Raw genomic sequence first — 16,446 nt, forward strand, 5'->3', positions numbered from 1 at the left:
TCGACAAATCGTTGCCGATTGACCGGAATTGCCGGCCGCTCCTCACCCCAACAGCGTCTTTTGCCGTTTGGGGCCGCCCATCTTGCGCCAGGTGTTGAAGCGGTGGGTGGCGGCGGCGAAGGAGATCTTCATCTGTTGTGCGACCGAATAGCGCGACTTGCCCTCGTCGAACAGCCGATAGCAGCACTCGACACCCTCCTCGGTCAACTTGCCGTCGGGAGCCTTGTTGTGCGGATTGGCGGGATCGAATTTTTCGACCTGCTGCTCGACCAGGCCTTTCAGGCGCTGCAGATCCGCCTCAATGTTAGCGATCAGGTCGAGAACCGGTTTGGGATCAAACGGCTGCTGTTTTTCCGGCATCTGCCGCGTTCCTTTCTCTTGGTTGAGATTCGGTTATATAAGTGAACGTTTGCCGATAGCAACAGGCGACGTGTTCGGGATTTTGAAGCTTGTACCTTTTGAGCATGAGCGGAGCGCAAACGATTGACCGGCGACGCGTGAGGTCATAGTTTAGAACTATTCTAAACTAGGGTGAATTTCTCATGCTTTCCCGCGTTTTCGGCATCGGCCGCCGTCCCTTTGAGTCGCTCTCGGAACAGGAGATCCTGGCGCTCGCCATCTCCTCCGAGGAGGATGACGGGCGCATCTATCGCGCCTATGCCGACGGGCTGGCGGAGAGCTTTCCGCAATCGGCCAAGGTGTTCGAGGAGATGGCGGAGGAGGAGGACGGCCATCGCGATTCGCTGATCGAGCTTTACCGCAAGCGTTTCGGCGAGCGTATACCGCTGATCCGGCGCGAACATGTGAAGGGCTATTACGAGCGCAAGCCGGACTGGCTGGTGAGGCCGCTCGGCGTCGATCATGTGCGCAGCCAAGCCGAGGCCATGGAGCGGCAGGCCTACCTGTTCTATATCGAGGCGGCCAAACGCACAGGCGATGCGTCGACGCGAAAGCTGCTCGACGACCTGGCGATCGCAGAACAGGGCCACGAGACACTGGCGCAGCGGCTGGAGCAAAAGCATGTGCCGGGCGCGGTCAAGGACGAAGAGGCGGCAGCCGAGCAGCGCCAGTTCATCCTGACCTACGTGCAACCGGGACTGGCTGGGCTGATGGATGGATCGGTGTCGACGCTGGCGCCGATCTTTGCCGCCGCCTTTGCCACGCATGATACGTTCCAGACTTTTCTGGTCGGGCTTGCCGCCTCGATCGGCGCTGGCATCTCGATGGGTTTCACCGAGGTGGCTTCCGACGACGGCAAATTATCTGGCCGCGGCTCGCCGGCAAAACGCGGGCTGACCGTCGGCGTCATGACGACGCTGGGCGGGCTCGGCCATGCGCTGCCCTATCTCATCCCGCTTTTCTGGACGGCAACCATTGTCGCCGCCGTGGTGGTTTTCTTCGAGCTGTGGGCGATCGCCTTCGTGCAGAACCGCTATATGCAGACGCCGTTCTGGCGCGCCGCCTTCCAGGTGGTGCTGGGTGGCGCGCTGGTGTTTGCAGCAGGGGTGCTGATCGGGAATGCATAGCGGTCCCTATCCGTTCACAACCCGGCTATCTGTTGGCGCCTCGGCGCGTTCGGTCAGGCCGTAGTCGCGCACGACATGAGCGATACGCAAACGATAGTCCGCAAAGATACCGCCGCGCCCGGCCTTTTGCGCCTGCCGATGTTCCTGCGTGTTGCGCCAGGCCTTCACCGCGTCCTCGTCGCGCCAGAAGGACAGCGACAGGATGCGGCTCGGATCGGCAAGGCTCTGGAAGCGCTCGATCGACAGGAAACCGTCGAGGCCGTCGAGCAGTGGGCGCAGGTCGGCGGCAATGCCGAGATAGGCATCGCGCTTGCCCGCCGCCGGCTCAACCTCGAAGATGACGGCGATCATGGCTTCACCAAAGGAGCATGCGGTCCGGAGGCCAGCTTGAGGAAGATGCGGTCCTCCTTCAGAATGAATTTTTCCCGCCGGGCGAACTCGTAATTCGTCCTGCCGGCGGGATCGGCGGCGAGCCGGGCGCGGTAGGCTTCGTAGGCTGCAAGACTGTCGATGTTGTAGGCGGCATAAGCCGTGGTGGCCGAGCCTTCGTGCGGCGCGAAATAGCCGATCAGATCGGCGCCGCAGCGCGGGATCGCCTGCCCCCAATTGCGAGCATATTCCTCGAACGCCGCCTTGCCGAACGGATCGATTTCGTAGCGGATGAAGCAGGTGATGGTCATTTTTCGCCTCCTTGGCGGTGGATGTTTTCTTGCGGTCACAGTTCGAGCGGGATCGAAACGTTCCGAAGACCGATATGCTAGGCAAATCCCTCGCTGATCATGCCTGCCAGAACGATTTCGCGCATTCGCGGCGGACGTCTTCAGGTGTCAGGCCAAGGTCACGCAGCAGATGATCGTCGATCTCGGCGAGGTCGAGACGCTGCAAATGACGGTCGTACCACCGCTTCAGGAGCCGTAGCCGCAAGCGGCGCAAGACAATGAACGGGAACGGCCGGCGATCGGGCGCGGCGCTGAGAATGGTCCTTGCAGGCATCGTCGTCTCCTTGATTTGCATGGAGACTAATGCTTTATCTGACGAGGATGCTTCGATGAGGAACGAACTATGCGCGAAGGACCTGACATAGCCCGCATTGCCAGCCTGGTGGGCGATCCGGCGCGGGCAAACATGCTGTCCGCACTGATGGGCGGCACGGCACTGACGGCGAGCGAACTGGCACTCGAAGCCGGCGTGTCGCTTCCGACCGCGAGCTCCCATCTGTCGAAGCTGATGGAAGGCGGGCTGCTGACGCTGGCGAGCCAGGGACGGCACCGCTATTACGGCCTCGCCGGCCCGCAGGTGGCAGGAATGATCGAAGCCATCACCGGCGTTGCCGCCGCGGTCGGGCCGCAGAGGGTGCGACCCGGCCCTCGCGACGCGGCCATGCGCGTGGCGCGGGTCTGCTACGACCACCTCGCCGGCGAGCAGGCGGTGGCGATGCTGGACCGTCTTGTCGCTCGACAAGTGCTCCTGCGCGATGATGAGGAGATTCAACTTGGGCCGTCGGCCGCCTCGCATTTCGCCGCGATCGGCATCGACATCCATACCAAAGCGCGGCGACCGGTGTGTCGGGCCTGCCTCGACTGGAGCGTGCGGCGTTCGCACCTTGCCGGCACGCTGGGCGCCGCCATTCTCGACAAGATCCTCGCCGAGAAATGGGCGCGGCGCGAGAAGGACAGCCGTGCCGTGATCTTTTCACCGGTAGGCAAGCAGGTCTTCGAGAAGACGTTTCTCGCCTGACAGATCGCTTCGATGCGGTAGAACGGTTCGTCGTTTCACAAACGCTGAACCGCTCTAGCTTTTTTGTTTTGACGCATGTCGTTATCGCAAAACCGCTGCGCACTTTTGCGCGACATGCATTAGCCGCGCTTGAGCGGCTTGGCCCGCTTGAAAAAATCAGCCCAGGGATCGGCTTGCCCGAGCCGCTTCAGCGTCGTCTTGTCGCCGATCGGAAAGGCGTTCGGCGGCAATCCGGCCTCGATTTCCGCCCACGTCACCGGCATCGATACCGTGGCGCCTTTTTTGGCGCGCGACGAATAGGGGGCGACGGTGGTGGCGCCGCGGCCGTTGCGTAGATAATCGACGAAAATCTTGCCCGTGCGCGCCTTCTTCGACAGCGTCGCCGTATAGCGGTCGGGTGCGCGCTGTTCGAGCGCTCGGGCGAACTCATGGGCGAAGCCTTTGACCTCGTCCCAGTCCGCCGACGGCTTCAGCGGGACGAGGACATGATAGCCCTTGCCGCCCGAGGTCTTGACGAAATTCGGCAGGGACAGTTCGTCGAGCCGGCTGCGGATATCGAGCGCCGCGGCACGCACCGCCTTCACGTCGACACCCTCGTCGGGATCGAGATCGAAGATGATCTGGTCGGGTTTTTCCAGCTCGTCCGTGGTCGAGCCCCAGATGTGGATCTCGACGACGCCGAGCTGCACCAGGGCCACGACACCGTCGAAATCGCGGATGAACAATATCTCCTCGCCGTCGGTGGGATCCTTCATCACGGCGATCTTGTCGTGCATGCCGGCCGAGGCGTGTTTTTGGAAGAACCGTTGACCGCCAACGCCGTCCGGCGCCCGCACGAGGCTGAGCGGCCGGTTGATGACGAATTGCTTCATGCGCGGCCAGACCAGCGCGTAGTGATCGACCAGATCCTGCTTCGATACGTTCTCCTCGGGCCACAGAAGCTTGTCGGGGCGGGACAGCGTAACCGAGGTTTTCGCCGCCGCGCCCGCAGGTTTGGCGGGCTTTGGCTTCGGCTCTGCCGCGGCTGAGCGTGCTTTCGGTTTCTCCTGCACGACTTCCTCCGCCGGCTTGTCCTCGCGCAATCCCTGGAACGACGCGTGGCGTATTATACGGTCCGACGTCCAACTGCGAAACTCCACTTCGCCGACAAGTTCGGGCTTGACCCAGACCAGCCCCTTGCCCCTTGGCACCGCCCCGTCGAAGGGCGAGGTTGTCGTCTTCAGCGCATCAAGCCTCTTCTTCAGCTCGTTGGTGCTTTTGGCGGTGAAGCCGGTGCCGACGCGGCCGGCATAGCGCAGCTTGCCGCCCTCGTGATAGCCGACCAGCAGCGAGCGCAGGCCCCGCCCGGTCTTGTCCGACGGCGTATAGCCGCCGATGACGAATTCCTGGCGCGCCGTGCATTTCGACTTCACCCACGAGGGAACACGGCCGCTGCGGTAGGGCGCTTCGGCGCGCTTGGAGACGACGCCTTCGAGGCCCAGGCGGCAAGCGTGCTCCAGCATGATCTTGCCGGGCTCGGCAAAGTGGTCGCTGAAGCGCACGGCCTGATCCTCGGCCTGTCCGGCGAGCAAGGTGCGCAGCCTTTCCTTGCGCTCCACCAGCGGCTCGGAACGGATATCCTCACCGTTGAGACGCAACAGGTCGAAGACATAGTAGATGAAACGGTCCGCACGGCCCGCCGACAGATCTTGCTGAAGCAGCGAGAAGGACGACACGCCATTATCCGCCAGCACGACGATTTCGCCGTCGATGATCGCATCGGTGCATTTCAGGCCGCCAAGTGCCGCGACAATTGCGCCCCCGAATTTGTCGGTCCAGTCGAGGCCAGCGCGTGTCAAAAGCCGCACCTCGGTGCCGACAAGCTGCGCCTGCATGCGATAGCCGTCGAACTTCACCTCATGCAGCCAGTCCTTGCCGGGCGGCGCGTCCCGCTCCAGCGTTGCGAGCGCCGGTTCGATGAATTCGAGCCGCCTTGCCGCGACAGCCTTCGCTTTGCTGGCGGCCGGCCTGTCGGACTGCCAGACGCTTGGCTTCTTGCCGTCGGCGGTCTTGCCTTCGCCGACCTCCTCGATGGTCAGGCCGGATTTCACCGATTGCGGCGCCTCCTGCAAAATGTCCTCGCCCGGACGCGCTGCGGCATCGTCGGATTTGATCAGCAACCAGTTGTCACGCTTTTCTCCCGGACGCGGCTTCAGCCGCACCAGATGCCAGGCGCCATGCAATTTGTGGCCATGCAGTTCGAAACTGATATGGCCTTTCTTCATCGCCTTTGCCGGGTCGCCATCGGGGACCCAAGTTCCCTCGTCCCAGACAATGACCGAGCCGCCGCCATATTGGTCCTTCGGGATGGTGCCTTCAAACGGCGCATAGTCGATCGGGTGGTCCTCGACATGCACGGCGAGCCGCTTTTCGTGCGGGTCGAGGCTCGGGCCTCGCGTCACCGCCCAGCTCCACAGCACGCCGCCATGCTCGAGGCGAAGGTCGTAGTGAAGCCTGGTGGCGGCATGCTTGTGGATGACGAAAATGCCACCCGGCTCGGCTTTTTTGCCGCGCGAAACCTTCCCGGCCGGTTCGGCCGTCTTCTTGAAATTGCGCTTGGCGTGATACTGCTCGAGGCTGGCCATGGTCTGATCCTAAGCGGATTTGCGCCGAGCGGCTTTGGACTTGGCGCCCTTTGCCGGGCGTCCGGTCTTTGCCGGCGTACCGGCTTCCGACGAAAGGCTCTTCTTCAGTGCATCGAAGAGATTGACGACGTTGGAGGGCCGTGGTTCCGCCTTGGTCTTCGGTGCCTTCTTGCCGGCCTTCTTGGCGCGGACCAACTCGATCAGCGCGTTTTCGTATTTGTCCTCGAATTCGGAAGGATCGAACTTTGCCTGTTTCTCATCGACGATGTGTTCGGCCAGCCTGATCATCTCGGCGTCGGTCTTCACCGGCTTGATGTCCCCGAACACGATCTCGGGCCTGCGAACCGTATCGCCATAGCGCAGCGTCGTCAGCAGCAGACCCTTGCCCGACGGCTCGATGACCACCGGACGTTCGCGGCGATAGAGCACAATGCGGGCTAGCCCCGCCGTCTTCTTGGCGGCCATGGCGTCGCGGATGACGGCGAAGGCCTCTTCCGAGACCTCGTCAGCAGGCGTCACATAATAGGGCGTATCGAGATAGATCTGCTGGATCGAGGATTTTTCGATGAACCCATCGAGGCTCATCGTATGCGAGGATTCGATCTGCACGGCTTCGATCTCCTCCTCCTCGATTTGGACGAAGTCGCCGTCGCCGATCTCGTAGCCCTTGATCTCGTCGCCTTCATCGAGCGGCTTGCCGCTTGCCGAATCGACATAGACGCGCTTGACGGTATTGCCGGTTTTGCGGTTGAGCACGCGGAACGAGACTTTCTCGGCCTGGGTGACGACATTGGTCAGTTCGACGGCGCAAGTGACCAGCGAAAGCTTGAGATACCCTCTCCAGGCGGGGCGCGGCGCCATGACAAACTCCCTGCGCGACAACGTTCAACCGAGAACGGGCAAAGTCCGTTCCGGTTCCGGCGGCGCAAAAGGCAAGTCCGGGGTTTCGGCCCAGCCTTGCCTTGAACTCAATTCTTTATCGCAGCCCTACTCGGCGGCTTGCAGGTTGATCTTGCTTTCCGCCATCTCGGTAAGCTTGCGGTCGGTCGCCTGTTCCTCCTTGAGATTGTTGGCCAGCACATTGGCGCAGTCGCTGCGGCCCAGTTGCTTGGCCCAGGCAATCAAGGTGCCGTAACGGGTCATCTCATAATGCTCGACCGCCTGGGCCGAGGCGATCAGCGCAGCGTCGAGGACCTCCTTGTCGGCGATGTCGCCGCTGACGTCGTCGGCCTCTTCGAGAATGCCGTCGATGGCCGGGCAGTCGACCTGCTTGGCCTTCACACCGTGCAGTTCGAACACCTGCTCGACACGCTGGATATGACCCTTGGTCTGGGCGAGATGTTTCTCAAAGCCGGCTTTCAGCTGCGGATCACTCGCCTTGTCGATCATCTTCGGCAGCGATTTCTCGATCTGTTTTTCAGCGTAATAGATGTCGCGCAGCGCGTGCACGAACAGGTCATCGAGTGTTTTGATATCCTTCGAAAAGAAGCCCATGGCCTTTGCCTTTCCATTGCTCTTGCAGTTTCAGATTTTTTGGCTGCGGCCCAACCCGAGCACCGCAGCCTGCGGAACCGGTTCGTCCCGGCACTGGGAAATGAACGTGCGGCTGACGGGCGGGTTCCTGGTTTTCCGGCCGCGTGCACGGAAATTTCGCGGTCCAGCAAAAACCTGAAACAAAACCGCGCCTCTGCGACATTCAGGCGAAACATATGTGATGCAAAAGTCACACTGGGCGAAATGCCGACGGACTGCATGGAAACACCGCGAATCAGCCGCATTCCAGCCATGAACAAAGGCATTTTCGACCAGAGATTAACATCGCGTTCACCGACTATTCACGCCTGGACGCTATGATCCCCGCAATTCGGAAGGGACATCCGAAACGGGACAGGGACCGAGTAAAATGAGCTTCTGGAATCAAATCGCCGGCTATGCCGCCGCCATCCGCGAATTCGTCGCGCCGACCTATAGGCCCGAGCGCTATTACATGCGCGGCCCAGGCCCCGCCTGCGCGCGCCGTGGCAACACGCTTGGGATCGGCGTGCACTGATGATGAGCATGGAGAGCCGTCACGACAGCCGTATCTGCCGGCCTGACGCCGACAATCGGTCGACGACCTATCGCGCCGAGCGCCCTGCGCTGACCGACAGACGGCGTGCGACACCGCCAAGCCTCTAGCATTCCGGGCTTTGATCCAGCCGCCGGCAGGCCTAGTGTCGCCTGACACCAGCTGCCGGGCGCCCCGTGATCGTCAAGCCGAACCATTCTCCTGAGCCGCCAGAATTCGAATCGAGTCGCCCGTTGATCGTGTTCGACGGTATTTGCGTGTTGTGCTCGGGCTTTGTGCGCATGGTGGTGAAGCTCGACCGCAAGGGCCGCTTCCATTTCGTAACGGCGCAGTCGCGCTTCGGCGAGATGCTGTTCAAGAAATACGGGCTGCGGACGGATCGCTACGAGACCAATCTCGTCATCGTCGATGGCGCCGCTTTCACCCGCCTGGACAGTTTCGTTGCCGTCATGGCCGAACTCGGCTGGCCGTGGCGGGCGGCGCGGATCCTGCTGTTGTTGCCGCGCCCGCTTCGCGACTGGCTCTACGACCGCATCGCAAAGAACCGCTACGCCCTGTTCGGCAAGAAGGACAATTGCGAAATCCCTTCCGCCGAGGTGAGGGCAAGATTGATCGGCTAGGCTCACTGCCGTGGCCGGGAGCGGCGCGAGGCATTTTGGGGGGAACTGCGGATGAAGGTTCTTGTCGTCGGCGGCTATGGCACCTTTGGCGGTCGCACCATCGAGCTTTTGGAGGGCGAGCCGCGTCTGATCCTCTTCGTCGCCGGGCGCTCGCTCGCCAAGGCTAACGCATATTGCAAGAAGCGCGCCCCGGCAGCAGCCCGGCTGGTGCCGGCACTGTTCGACCGTGACGGCGATCTTGCCGCGCAACTCGCCGCATTTGAGCCCGATATTGTAGTCGACGCGAGCGGTCCGTTCCAGGCTTATGGCGAGGGGCGCTACCGCCTGATCGAGGCCTGCATCGCCCGGCGCATCAACTATCTCGATCTAGCCGACGGCTCAGATTTCGTCGCCGGTGTCTCCGCGTTCGACGAGGCGGCGCGAAACGCCGGCGTCTTCGTGCTGTCCGGCGCCTCGAGCTTTCCGGTGCTGACGGCGGCGGTGGTGGGTCATCTGTCTTCGGACCTGACGCGGGTCGACGGCATTCGCGGCGGCATCGCGCCTTCGCCCTTTGCCGGTGTCGGCGGGAACGTCATCCGGGCTATTGCCGGTTATGCCGTCCCGAACAAGGCCGTCCGTTCACCGAACAACTGCGCTACACCATCGCGCCGCCAGGCCGGCTGCCGCTTCGAAACACGCTGTTCTCGCTGGTCGACGTTCCAGATCTGCGCGCCTTGGCCGCGCTTTGGCCGGAGGCGAAGACCATCTGGATGGGAGCCGGGCCGGTACCCGAGGTGCTGCACCGCGCCCTGATCTGCCTCGCCTGGCTGGTGCGTGCCGGATTGATCGGTTCGCTTTTGCCGCTGGCGCAGCTGATGCATCAGGCAACGAACCGGCTGCGCTGGGGCGAGCATCGCGGCGGCATGTTCGTCGAGGTGGAGGGATCGGACCAGGCGGGCGCCATCGTCAAGCGCTCGTGGCATCTCTTGGCCGAGGGCAATGACGGGCCGCTGATCCCGTCGATGGCGGTCGAAGCTCTGGTCCGCAAAGCGCTGGCCGGACAACAGCCGGCGCCGGGCGCACGGGCGGCGGTGCGCGATTTGGAGCTCCGGGATTATGAGGCCCTGTTCGCCGGGCGGACGATCTACGCCGGCTTCAGGAATGGGACCGCGGACGAGGACAAGCCGCTTTATGCCGAGCTGCTCGGCAATGCCTGGCAAGGCCTTCCCGAGGCAATTCGGTCAATGCATGACCGTACGATCACCGCCGCAGGTCGTGCGCGCGTCGAACGCGGGCGCAATGTTCTTGGCCGGCTAATGGCCTGGATGGTCGGCTTCCCCCGGGGCAAGCGAGGACATCCCGGTTCATGTCCGCTTCGACACCGACAAGGACGGCGAGACCTGGACCCGGACATTCGGCAGGCACAGTTTTTCGAGCCTACAGTTCGCAGGCCGGGGTCGATCGCAGCGCCTGCTGTGCGAACGCTTCGGCCCGCTGACCTTCGCGATGGCGTTGGTTGCCGAAGACGGCCGGCTGGCACTGGTCTTGCACCGCTGGAGCTTTTTTGGCCTGCCGCTTCCGATGTGGCTCGGTCCACGCTCGACTTCCTACGAAACGGTGGAGGATGGCCGCTTCCGCTTCCATGTCGAGATCTCGCATCCGCTTGCCGGCATGATCGCCCGCTACCGCGGCTGGCTGGAGCCCTCCGACCCGCACGGCTCCAGCGAGATCGTGCCGCCTGCCAGCTTGGCCAGTTCGCGACAGTCCCGCGCCGTGCACAGCGTCCAGCCCTGACCCGTGGCGCCCGAGGCGGCGAGCACGAGGCGCCGCTGTGGCCCGACCTTGGGCGCATAAACCCACCAGCCGTTTCTCAGCACCGAGCCTTGCGGCGGCTCCATCCCGGCGCCCGATCCCTTGATGCGGGCCTCGACCAGCTCCAGGCCGGACGGCAGCACCTTCCAGTCTTCCTGCCACTGGGTCTTCTCCACCGAATGCACCCAGGACAGCGTGAAGGCAGCGACCGCGAGCGTCACCGTCTTGCCGGCCGCGACGATGCAGAGGCTCATGCCGAGTTGGCCAGCGAAGCCTGTCGCGCGCGCCAGCAGTGCCAGCCGATCCAGGCAAGAGACAGCGCCCAGCCCGCCTCGTCGGTGAGCGGCAGTGCAGCAACCAGCAGCACGCCGGCGGCGAAGGCGACGAGGCGTTCCCACCAGGCCATGCGCCGGGCGAGAAATCCGACGGCGGCGGCGCCCCAAAGGACAATGCCCATGCAGGCCTTGATGACGATATAGGCGACCTCGACGGGATAGCCGAAATGGGCGGCGATCGGGCCGGGGTCCTGCAGCATCAGCGCCGGGGTATAGACCGCCATGAACGGCACCACGAAGCCGGCAATGGCAAGCTTGGTGGCCTGGATGCCGATCTTGAGGCCGCTTTCCTTGGCCATGGGTGCGGCGGCGAAGGCGGCCAGCGCCACAGGCGGGGTGAGATCGGCCATGATGCCGAAACAGAAGACGAACATATGGCTGACCACCAACGGCACGCCGAGCGACAGCAGCGCCGGCCCGGCCAGCGACGAAGTGATGATGTAGTTGGGAATGGTCGGTATGCCCATGCCGAGCACCAGGCAGGTGAGCATGGTCAAAAGCAGCGACAGGAACAGATTGTTCTCGCCGATCGAGATGATCCAGCCGATGAAGGTCGAGGCGATGCCGGTGAGCGTCAACGTGCCGATGACAATGCCGACAATGGCGCAGGCAATGCCGACCGGCAGAGCGTTCTTTGCTCCCTCGGCAAGGGAATCCACGCATATGCGCAGCGTCTCGCGCCCGCCTTTGAAAGTGAGGCATGCGACGACCAGCACGGCGATGACCAGGCTGAGGATGTTGACGCCGAATTTCATGAAGGAAGCCGCGGCAAGCCCGAGCGCCAGCCAGAAGACGATGCGGAAGGCGAGCGACCCGATCGATGCCGCAAGCGGCGTGCCGAGGATAAGCACAATGGTCAACGCCAGGCCCATGGTGCCGGCGAACACCGGTGTGTAGCCGGCAAACAGCAGGTAGATCAGTGCTGCGAGCGGCAGTACCAGCGGCCAATGTTGTCTCACCGCATCCCACGGATTGGGCAGGTCGGCCTTGGCCATTCCGTGCAGGCCGGCCTTGCCGGCCTCCAGGTGCACCTGCCAGAAGCAGGCGCCAAAATAGAGCAGCGCCGGAATGATCGCCGCCTTGACCACCGCGGCATAGGGGATGTTGAGCGTCTCGGCCATGATGAAGGCGACCGCGCCCATCACCGGCGGCATGATCTGGCCGCCCATCGACGAGGTCGCCTCGACGGCGCCGGCGAAGGCCGAGCGGAAGCCGAAGCGCTTCATCAGCGGGATGGTGAACTGGCCGCTGGCCACCACATTGGCGACGCCGGAGCCGGAAATGGTGCCCATCAGCGCCGAGGACAGCACGCAGACCTGTGCCGGGCCGCCGCGCCATGAGCCGACCAGGCCAAGCGCAAAGTCGTTGAACAGGGCGATCATGCCGGCGCGCTCAAGAAAGGCGGCGAAAACGACGAAGATGAAGATGTAGGCGGCCGAGACATAGATCGGCGTGCCGTAGATGCCTTCGGTGCCATAGGCGAAGGTGTCGACGAGCTGGGCGAAATCATAGCCGCGATGGATGAAAGGCGGCGGCAGATGATTGCCGGCAAATGCGTAGGCGAGAAAGATGAAGGCAATGACGGCAAGCGGCAGCCCCATCAACCGCCGCGCCGCCTCGAAAACCAGCACGACCAGCACCGCGCCGACGATCAGGTCAGGCGTGGTGAGAAAGCCGGAGCGGCGGATGAGGTCGGCATAGAACACCCAATTGTACAGACCGGTGGCGAAGCCAAGCACGCCGAGCGTCCAGAACACTGCTTTCGCCGGGACGCTTTTGGCGCGCAGATTGGCGATTAGGGCAAAGCCGAGCAGCAGCAGGAAGCCGACATGCATGGCGCGTACGACCTGGCTCGGCAGGCTGCCATAGGCGGCGATGTAGACCTGGAAGATGGAGAAGGCGATGGCGATAAAAAAAGCCGCCTTGCCGGCGATGCCTTCGCCGAAGCCCGGCGGCAATCCTTCGACAGGAGCTTCCGCTGTGGGGGAAAGAACGGTCGGGGTTACGGTCATTAGCGAGGTTCCTGGCGGGGCGCTCCAGCGAAGCGAGGCGGGTGGGGGTGGGTGCGGCAGTGCGCGGCCTCAACCGACCCCACCCGTCTATCCGCCTTCGGCAGCTGTTCACCTTCTCCTCAAGGGGGGATGGCTCCTTATTTCACCAATCCCTTTTCCTTGTAATACCTCTCGGCGCCTGGATGCAGCGGCACCGGCATGCCGTCGAGCGCCTTGGCCGGGTCGATCGCCTTGGCGGCGGCGTGGGCAGCGGTGAGTTGGTCGAGATGCTCGAACAGCAATTTGGTCATCTGGTAGGCGGTCTCGTCGGAGACATCGGCGCTGGTGATCAGGAAATTGCCGACGGCGGCGGTCGCGACATCCTCGGTTTGGCCCTCATAGGTGCCCTTGGGGATGACCACGGAAAGATAGGGCGAGCCGATCTTGGCGACGTCCTCCGCCGGCACGGCAACGATGTTTACCGGCACTGAGGTGGCGAGATCACGGATCGACGCGACCCCAAGGCCGGCCGACTGCAGCGTGGCGTCGAGCTGGCGGTTCTTGATCAGCTCCACCGATTCGGCGAAGGGCAGATATTCGATCCGCCCGAGGTCTTCGTATTTCAGCCCGGCAGCGGCGAAAATGGTGCGGGCGTTGAGCTCGGTGCCTGAGGCCGGCGCGCCGACCGAAAGGCTCTTGCCCTTGAGATCGGCTAGCGTTTTGATACCGGACTCCTTGCTGGCGACGATCTGGATGTAATTGGGATAGATGGCGGCAATGCCGCGCAGCTTGTCGAGCTTGCCTGGGAAGCCTGCTTCGGTGTTGCCTTCGGCGGCCAGCTTGACGGAATCGCCGAGCGCAAAGGCGATCTCGCCCTTGCCTTGCTGCAGCAGGTTGAGGTTTTCGACCGACGCTTTCGTTGCCTGCACCTGGGTGCGCGCGCCTTCGATGCCCTTGCCGTAGATTTCCGATAGCGCGACGCCGAGCGGATAGTAGACGCCGGACGTGCCGCCGGTCAGCACGTTGATGAATTCCTGTGCCTTGGCCGATACCGCGCCAAGGCCAAGCGACAGCGACAGCACGCCGGCTGCAACAAATTTCGTCCTGAAATTGAGCATGCGATTTCCTCCCTGAAAATTCGCCGCCGTGCCCTCCTCTGCGGCACGAAGCGAGGCGAGTTTAGACAGCGGGCGGGAAATGCCAACCCGCAATAGCAGCGATTAGACGAACGGCTAAGCAGTGCCCCAGCACATCGGCGCTTGCGCGAGATCGCATCGCGGCCGAAAGATTTTTCCAGCGCCTGTCGAAATCGGGCAGGGCCGCGCGACATACGTCCGGCTCGCAACGATGCGGCCTTAGAAACGGGAGAAGACGATGCGATATATGCTTTTGATTTACAACGACGAAGCCTCGATGGCCACCACGCCGAGCGAGAAGACCTACGAGATCAGCGCCGCGTATGGCGCCTATACCGAAGCGTTGAAGAAATCCGGCGCGTGGCTCGCCGGTGACCGGCTGAAACCAACCCAAGCCGCCACCTCGGTGCGAATGGCCAACGGCAAGACCAATGTGCTCGACGGCCCCTATGCCGACACCAAGGAACAGCTTGCCGGTTTTTACATGATCGAGGCTGAGGACGCCGATGCCGCGATCGCATGGGCGGCGCGTTGTCCGGGCGCCAGCACCGGCACGATCGAGGTACGGCCGATCTGGGAAATGACGGAGTACCTGTCTGAGAAATGACCATGTGATGGACAATCACCCCGAGGTCGCGCGGGCGGCGGCGGAAGCGGCCGCCCGGCAAAGCTACGGCAAGCTGGTCGCCTATCTCGCCGCGCGCACGCGCGACGTGGCCGCTGCCGAGGACGCCTTGGCCGATGCCTTTGCTGCGGCGCTCGAACGTTGGCCACAGGCGGGCGTGCCCGACAAGCCGGAAGCCTGGCTGCTGGCGGTGGCACGCAAGCGCCGCGTCGACGCGGTCAGACGGCGGCTGACACGCGAGGCGGGCCGCGACCACCTCAGACTGATCGCCGAGGAGATGGAGGCGCGCATGGCCGAGGAAGACCTGCCGGACGAGCGGCTCAGGCTGATGTTTGCCTGTGCCCATCCGGCAATCGAGGCCGGCGTGCGAGCACCGCTGATCCTGCAGACGGTCCTGGGCTTCGACGCAGCGACCATCGCCTCGGCTTTTCTTGTCTCGCCAGCCACGATGAGCCAGCGCCTGGTGCGCGCCAAAATGCGCATTCGCGAGACAGGCATTCCGTTCCGCGTGCCGGAGCGGGCCGAGCTCGGCGAGCGGCTGGGCACCGTTCTGGAAGCAATCTACGCGGCGTTTGCCGAAGGTTGGTCCGACCCGGCCGGCACCGAAACGCGGCGCCGCAATCTCGCGACCGAAGGCATCTGGCTCGGCCGGCTGGTCGCCTCGCTGATGCCGGATGAGCCGGAAGCACTCGGCCTGCTGGCGCTGATGCTGTTCGCCGAGGCGCGGCGTGCAGCCCGGCGCAATGCGGCGGGTGACTATGTGCCGCTGGCCGAGCAGGATCTTGCATTGTGGGACGACACCCTGATCGATGAAGCGGAGGCGCTGCTCGGGCGCGCGGCCGCCAAGGGCGTTGTCGGCCGCTATCAGCTCGAGGCCGCCGTGCAGTCCGCCCATACGACACGGCGGCTGACCGGTTGTACCGACTGGGTCGCTATCAAGGAGCTCTACGACGCGCTGTCGGTGATTGCCGGCTCGCCGGTGGTGGCGATCAACCGTGCGGTGGCGATTGCCGAGGCCGAAGGTGCTTCGGCAGGATTAGGCGCGCTTGACCAACTCAGCGGCGACAAGCGGCTGTATGACTATCAACCTTACTGGGCCGCCCGCGCGGGCCTGCTGGCCAGACTCGGCAAAGTTCCGCAAGCGAGCGAGGCCTATGACCGGGCTATCGGCCTCGAACGCGATCCGGCCGTGCGCCGGTTCCTGCAGGAACGACGGGCAGGGCTCGGCCATGCGGAAAGACACTGAGACAAGGCGGAGTGCTTAGGCCGGCCACATGTCGTGGGAAGCATTCAGCCTCTTCATTACCCGATGTTCCCGCAAATTGGCCCACAGGCGTTCGATATTCGGCCAAGCGGTTGGAACCGTCGCGACCTCCGGATGCCAGGCCACCAACATGACGAGATAGATGTCGGCCAGCGAGAGCCGGTCGCCGGCCAGCCAGTCCCGGCCTTCGAGGGCGGCATCGAGAATGGCGAAGCTGCGATCCATTTCCGAGACCGCCGTCTGTTTGACGGCATCCACGCCGCCAGCGTCGGCCGTGTAGCGATCAGCGTAGTAGAACCGCAGGTTGGCCGCATAGATGACGGAGGACATGAAAAACATCCAGCGCAGGAAGTCAGCACGGTCAGGTGTGTTCGCTGCCGGCGCTAGAGCTGCTTCCGGGTGGCGTTCGGCGAGCAGAATGCAGATTGCCGCCGACTCGGTCATCGAGCGTCCGTCCGGCAAGACCAGCACCGGCACCTGGTTCAAGGGGCTGATGTCTAAAAAGGCCTGGTCGAGTCGGCCCTTCGGAACGTCGATCCGGTCGAAAGGCACACCTGCCAAAGCGAGCGCCGCCTCGACGACAAAGCCGCCGGTATTGGCACGCGTATAGAGCTTGTACATGAAGTCCTCCGCCAGGCAGCGACGATTTGATACGGAAGTGACCCGCCGCTCAAAGCGAACGACGCCCGCCACAGGTGGTTTTTCAGCGGTCCACGCCGAAGCGTTGAT

General features: G+C 63.4%; 19 protein-coding genes. 8 read left to right on the plus strand and 11 right to left on the minus strand.

Annotated features, from left to right (window positions below; genetic code table 11):
- Positions 1-42 precede the first annotated feature (42 nt).
- On the minus strand, positions 43-360 hold the full coding sequence (locus NKG60_RS18185) for a hypothetical protein (RefSeq protein WP_023718860.1): 318 nt from the start codon (positions 358-360) through the stop codon (positions 43-45).
- A 182-nt stretch (positions 361-542) separates the two neighbouring features.
- On the opposite strand from NKG60_RS18185, the gene mbfA reads away from it, so the two are divergent.
- Positions 543-1,526 (plus strand): iron exporter MbfA, encoded by a 984-nt coding sequence (gene mbfA / locus NKG60_RS18190; RefSeq protein ID WP_352468633.1) that lies wholly within the window; start codon positions 543-545, stop codon positions 1,524-1,526.
- Positions 1,527-1,532: 6 nt separating this feature from the next.
- On the opposite strand, the gene NKG60_RS18195 is transcribed toward mbfA, so the two are convergent.
- From NKG60_RS18195 to NKG60_RS18205, 3 genes are all read right to left on the minus strand, one after another.
- Positions 1,533-1,877, minus strand: coding sequence for an antibiotic biosynthesis monooxygenase family protein (locus tag NKG60_RS18195; protein WP_352665175.1), 345 nt, complete (start codon positions 1,875-1,877; stop codon positions 1,533-1,535).
- Entirely contained in the window at positions 1,874-2,206 is a 333-nt protein-coding gene (locus NKG60_RS18200) for an NIPSNAP family protein (protein ID WP_352665176.1), read from the minus strand. The genes NKG60_RS18195 and NKG60_RS18200 overlap by 4 nt, the downstream gene beginning before the upstream one ends.
- 97 nt (positions 2,207-2,303) lie before the next feature.
- The gene (locus NKG60_RS18205) at positions 2,304-2,519 is read right to left on the minus strand and encodes a DUF1127 domain-containing protein (RefSeq protein ID WP_352665177.1); all 216 of its coding nucleotides are present in this window, start codon (positions 2,517-2,519) and stop codon (positions 2,304-2,306) included.
- Between the two features lie 69 nt (positions 2,520-2,588).
- Between NKG60_RS18205 and NKG60_RS18210 the strand changes: the two genes are divergently transcribed.
- Entirely contained in the window at positions 2,589-3,263 is a 675-nt protein-coding gene (locus NKG60_RS18210; RefSeq protein WP_352665178.1) for an ArsR/SmtB family transcription factor, read from the plus strand.
- Between the two features lie 119 nt (positions 3,264-3,382).
- On the opposite strand, the gene ligD is transcribed toward NKG60_RS18210, so the two are convergent.
- The 3 genes from ligD to NKG60_RS18225 all read right to left on the minus strand — a co-directional run bounded on the left by ligD (position 3,383) and on the right by NKG60_RS18225 (position 7,381).
- Positions 3,383-5,887 (minus strand): DNA ligase D, encoded by a 2,505-nt coding sequence (ligD, locus tag NKG60_RS18215; RefSeq protein ID WP_352975305.1) that lies wholly within the window; start codon positions 5,885-5,887, stop codon positions 3,383-3,385.
- A gap of 9 nt (positions 5,888-5,896) precedes the next feature.
- Positions 5,897-6,748: a non-homologous end joining protein Ku gene (ku, locus tag NKG60_RS18220; RefSeq protein ID WP_352665181.1), complete on the minus strand. Its 852-nt coding sequence runs from the start codon at positions 6,746-6,748 to the stop codon at positions 5,897-5,899.
- A 126-nt stretch (positions 6,749-6,874) separates the two neighbouring features.
- On the minus strand, positions 6,875-7,381 hold the full coding sequence (locus tag NKG60_RS18225) for a YciE/YciF ferroxidase family protein (RefSeq protein WP_352975306.1): 507 nt from the start codon (positions 7,379-7,381) through the stop codon (positions 6,875-6,877).
- Between the two features lie 409 nt (positions 7,382-7,790).
- On the opposite strand from NKG60_RS18225, the gene NKG60_RS18230 reads away from it, so the two are divergent.
- The 4 genes from NKG60_RS18230 to NKG60_RS18245 all read left to right on the plus strand — a co-directional run bounded on the left by NKG60_RS18230 (position 7,791) and on the right by NKG60_RS18245 (position 10,348).
- Complete coding sequence (locus NKG60_RS18230; protein WP_352491190.1) at positions 7,791-7,937, plus strand: hypothetical protein; 147 nt, start codon at positions 7,791-7,793, stop codon at positions 7,935-7,937.
- A 257-nt stretch (positions 7,938-8,194) separates the two neighbouring features.
- Positions 8,195-8,575 (plus strand): thiol-disulfide oxidoreductase DCC family protein, encoded by a 381-nt coding sequence (locus tag NKG60_RS18235; protein ID WP_352491268.1) that lies wholly within the window; start codon positions 8,195-8,197, stop codon positions 8,573-8,575.
- 51 nt (positions 8,576-8,626) lie between these two features.
- Positions 8,627-9,367 (plus strand): saccharopine dehydrogenase NADP-binding domain-containing protein, encoded by a 741-nt coding sequence (locus tag NKG60_RS18240; RefSeq protein ID WP_352665182.1) that lies wholly within the window; start codon positions 8,627-8,629, stop codon positions 9,365-9,367.
- 543 nt (positions 9,368-9,910) lie between these two features.
- On the plus strand, positions 9,911-10,348 hold the full coding sequence (locus NKG60_RS18245; RefSeq protein WP_352665317.1) for a DUF4166 domain-containing protein: 438 nt from the start codon (positions 9,911-9,913) through the stop codon (positions 10,346-10,348).
- On the opposite strand, the gene NKG60_RS18250 is transcribed toward NKG60_RS18245, so the two are convergent.
- The 3 genes from NKG60_RS18250 to NKG60_RS18260 all read right to left on the minus strand — a co-directional run bounded on the left by NKG60_RS18250 (position 10,237) and on the right by NKG60_RS18260 (position 13,810).
- Entirely contained in the window at positions 10,237-10,620 is a 384-nt protein-coding gene (locus tag NKG60_RS18250) for a DUF1850 domain-containing protein (protein ID WP_352665183.1), read from the minus strand. The genes NKG60_RS18245 and NKG60_RS18250 overlap by 112 nt on opposite strands.
- On the minus strand, positions 10,617-12,713 hold the full coding sequence (locus tag NKG60_RS18255; RefSeq protein WP_352975307.1) for a TRAP transporter permease: 2,097 nt from the start codon (positions 12,711-12,713) through the stop codon (positions 10,617-10,619). The genes NKG60_RS18250 and NKG60_RS18255 overlap by 4 nt, the downstream gene beginning before the upstream one ends.
- Before the next feature lie 137 nt (positions 12,714-12,850).
- Positions 12,851-13,810: a TAXI family TRAP transporter solute-binding subunit gene (locus tag NKG60_RS18260; protein ID WP_352665185.1), complete on the minus strand. Its 960-nt coding sequence runs from the start codon at positions 13,808-13,810 to the stop codon at positions 12,851-12,853.
- 256 nt (positions 13,811-14,066) lie between these two features.
- Between NKG60_RS18260 and NKG60_RS18265 the strand changes: the two genes are divergently transcribed.
- Positions 14,067-14,435 carry a YciI family protein gene (locus NKG60_RS18265; RefSeq protein WP_352665186.1) on the plus strand — a complete coding sequence of 123 codons (369 nt, stop codon included), beginning with the start codon at positions 14,067-14,069 and terminating at the stop codon, positions 14,433-14,435.
- A 7-nt stretch (positions 14,436-14,442) separates the two neighbouring features.
- A complete protein-coding gene (locus NKG60_RS18270) occupies positions 14,443-15,699 on the plus strand; it encodes an RNA polymerase sigma factor (protein WP_352665187.1) in 1,257 nt (418 codons plus the stop codon).
- 15 nt (positions 15,700-15,714) lie between these two features.
- On the opposite strand, the gene NKG60_RS18275 is transcribed toward NKG60_RS18270, so the two are convergent.
- Positions 15,715-16,338: a glutathione S-transferase family protein gene (locus NKG60_RS18275; RefSeq protein ID WP_352665188.1), complete on the minus strand. Its 624-nt coding sequence runs from the start codon at positions 16,336-16,338 to the stop codon at positions 15,715-15,717.
- Positions 16,339-16,446: the final 108 nt, after the last annotated feature.

The organism is Mesorhizobium sp. M1428 (genome assembly GCF_040317515.1).
Classification (GTDB): Bacteria; Pseudomonadota; Alphaproteobacteria; order Rhizobiales; family Rhizobiaceae; genus Mesorhizobium.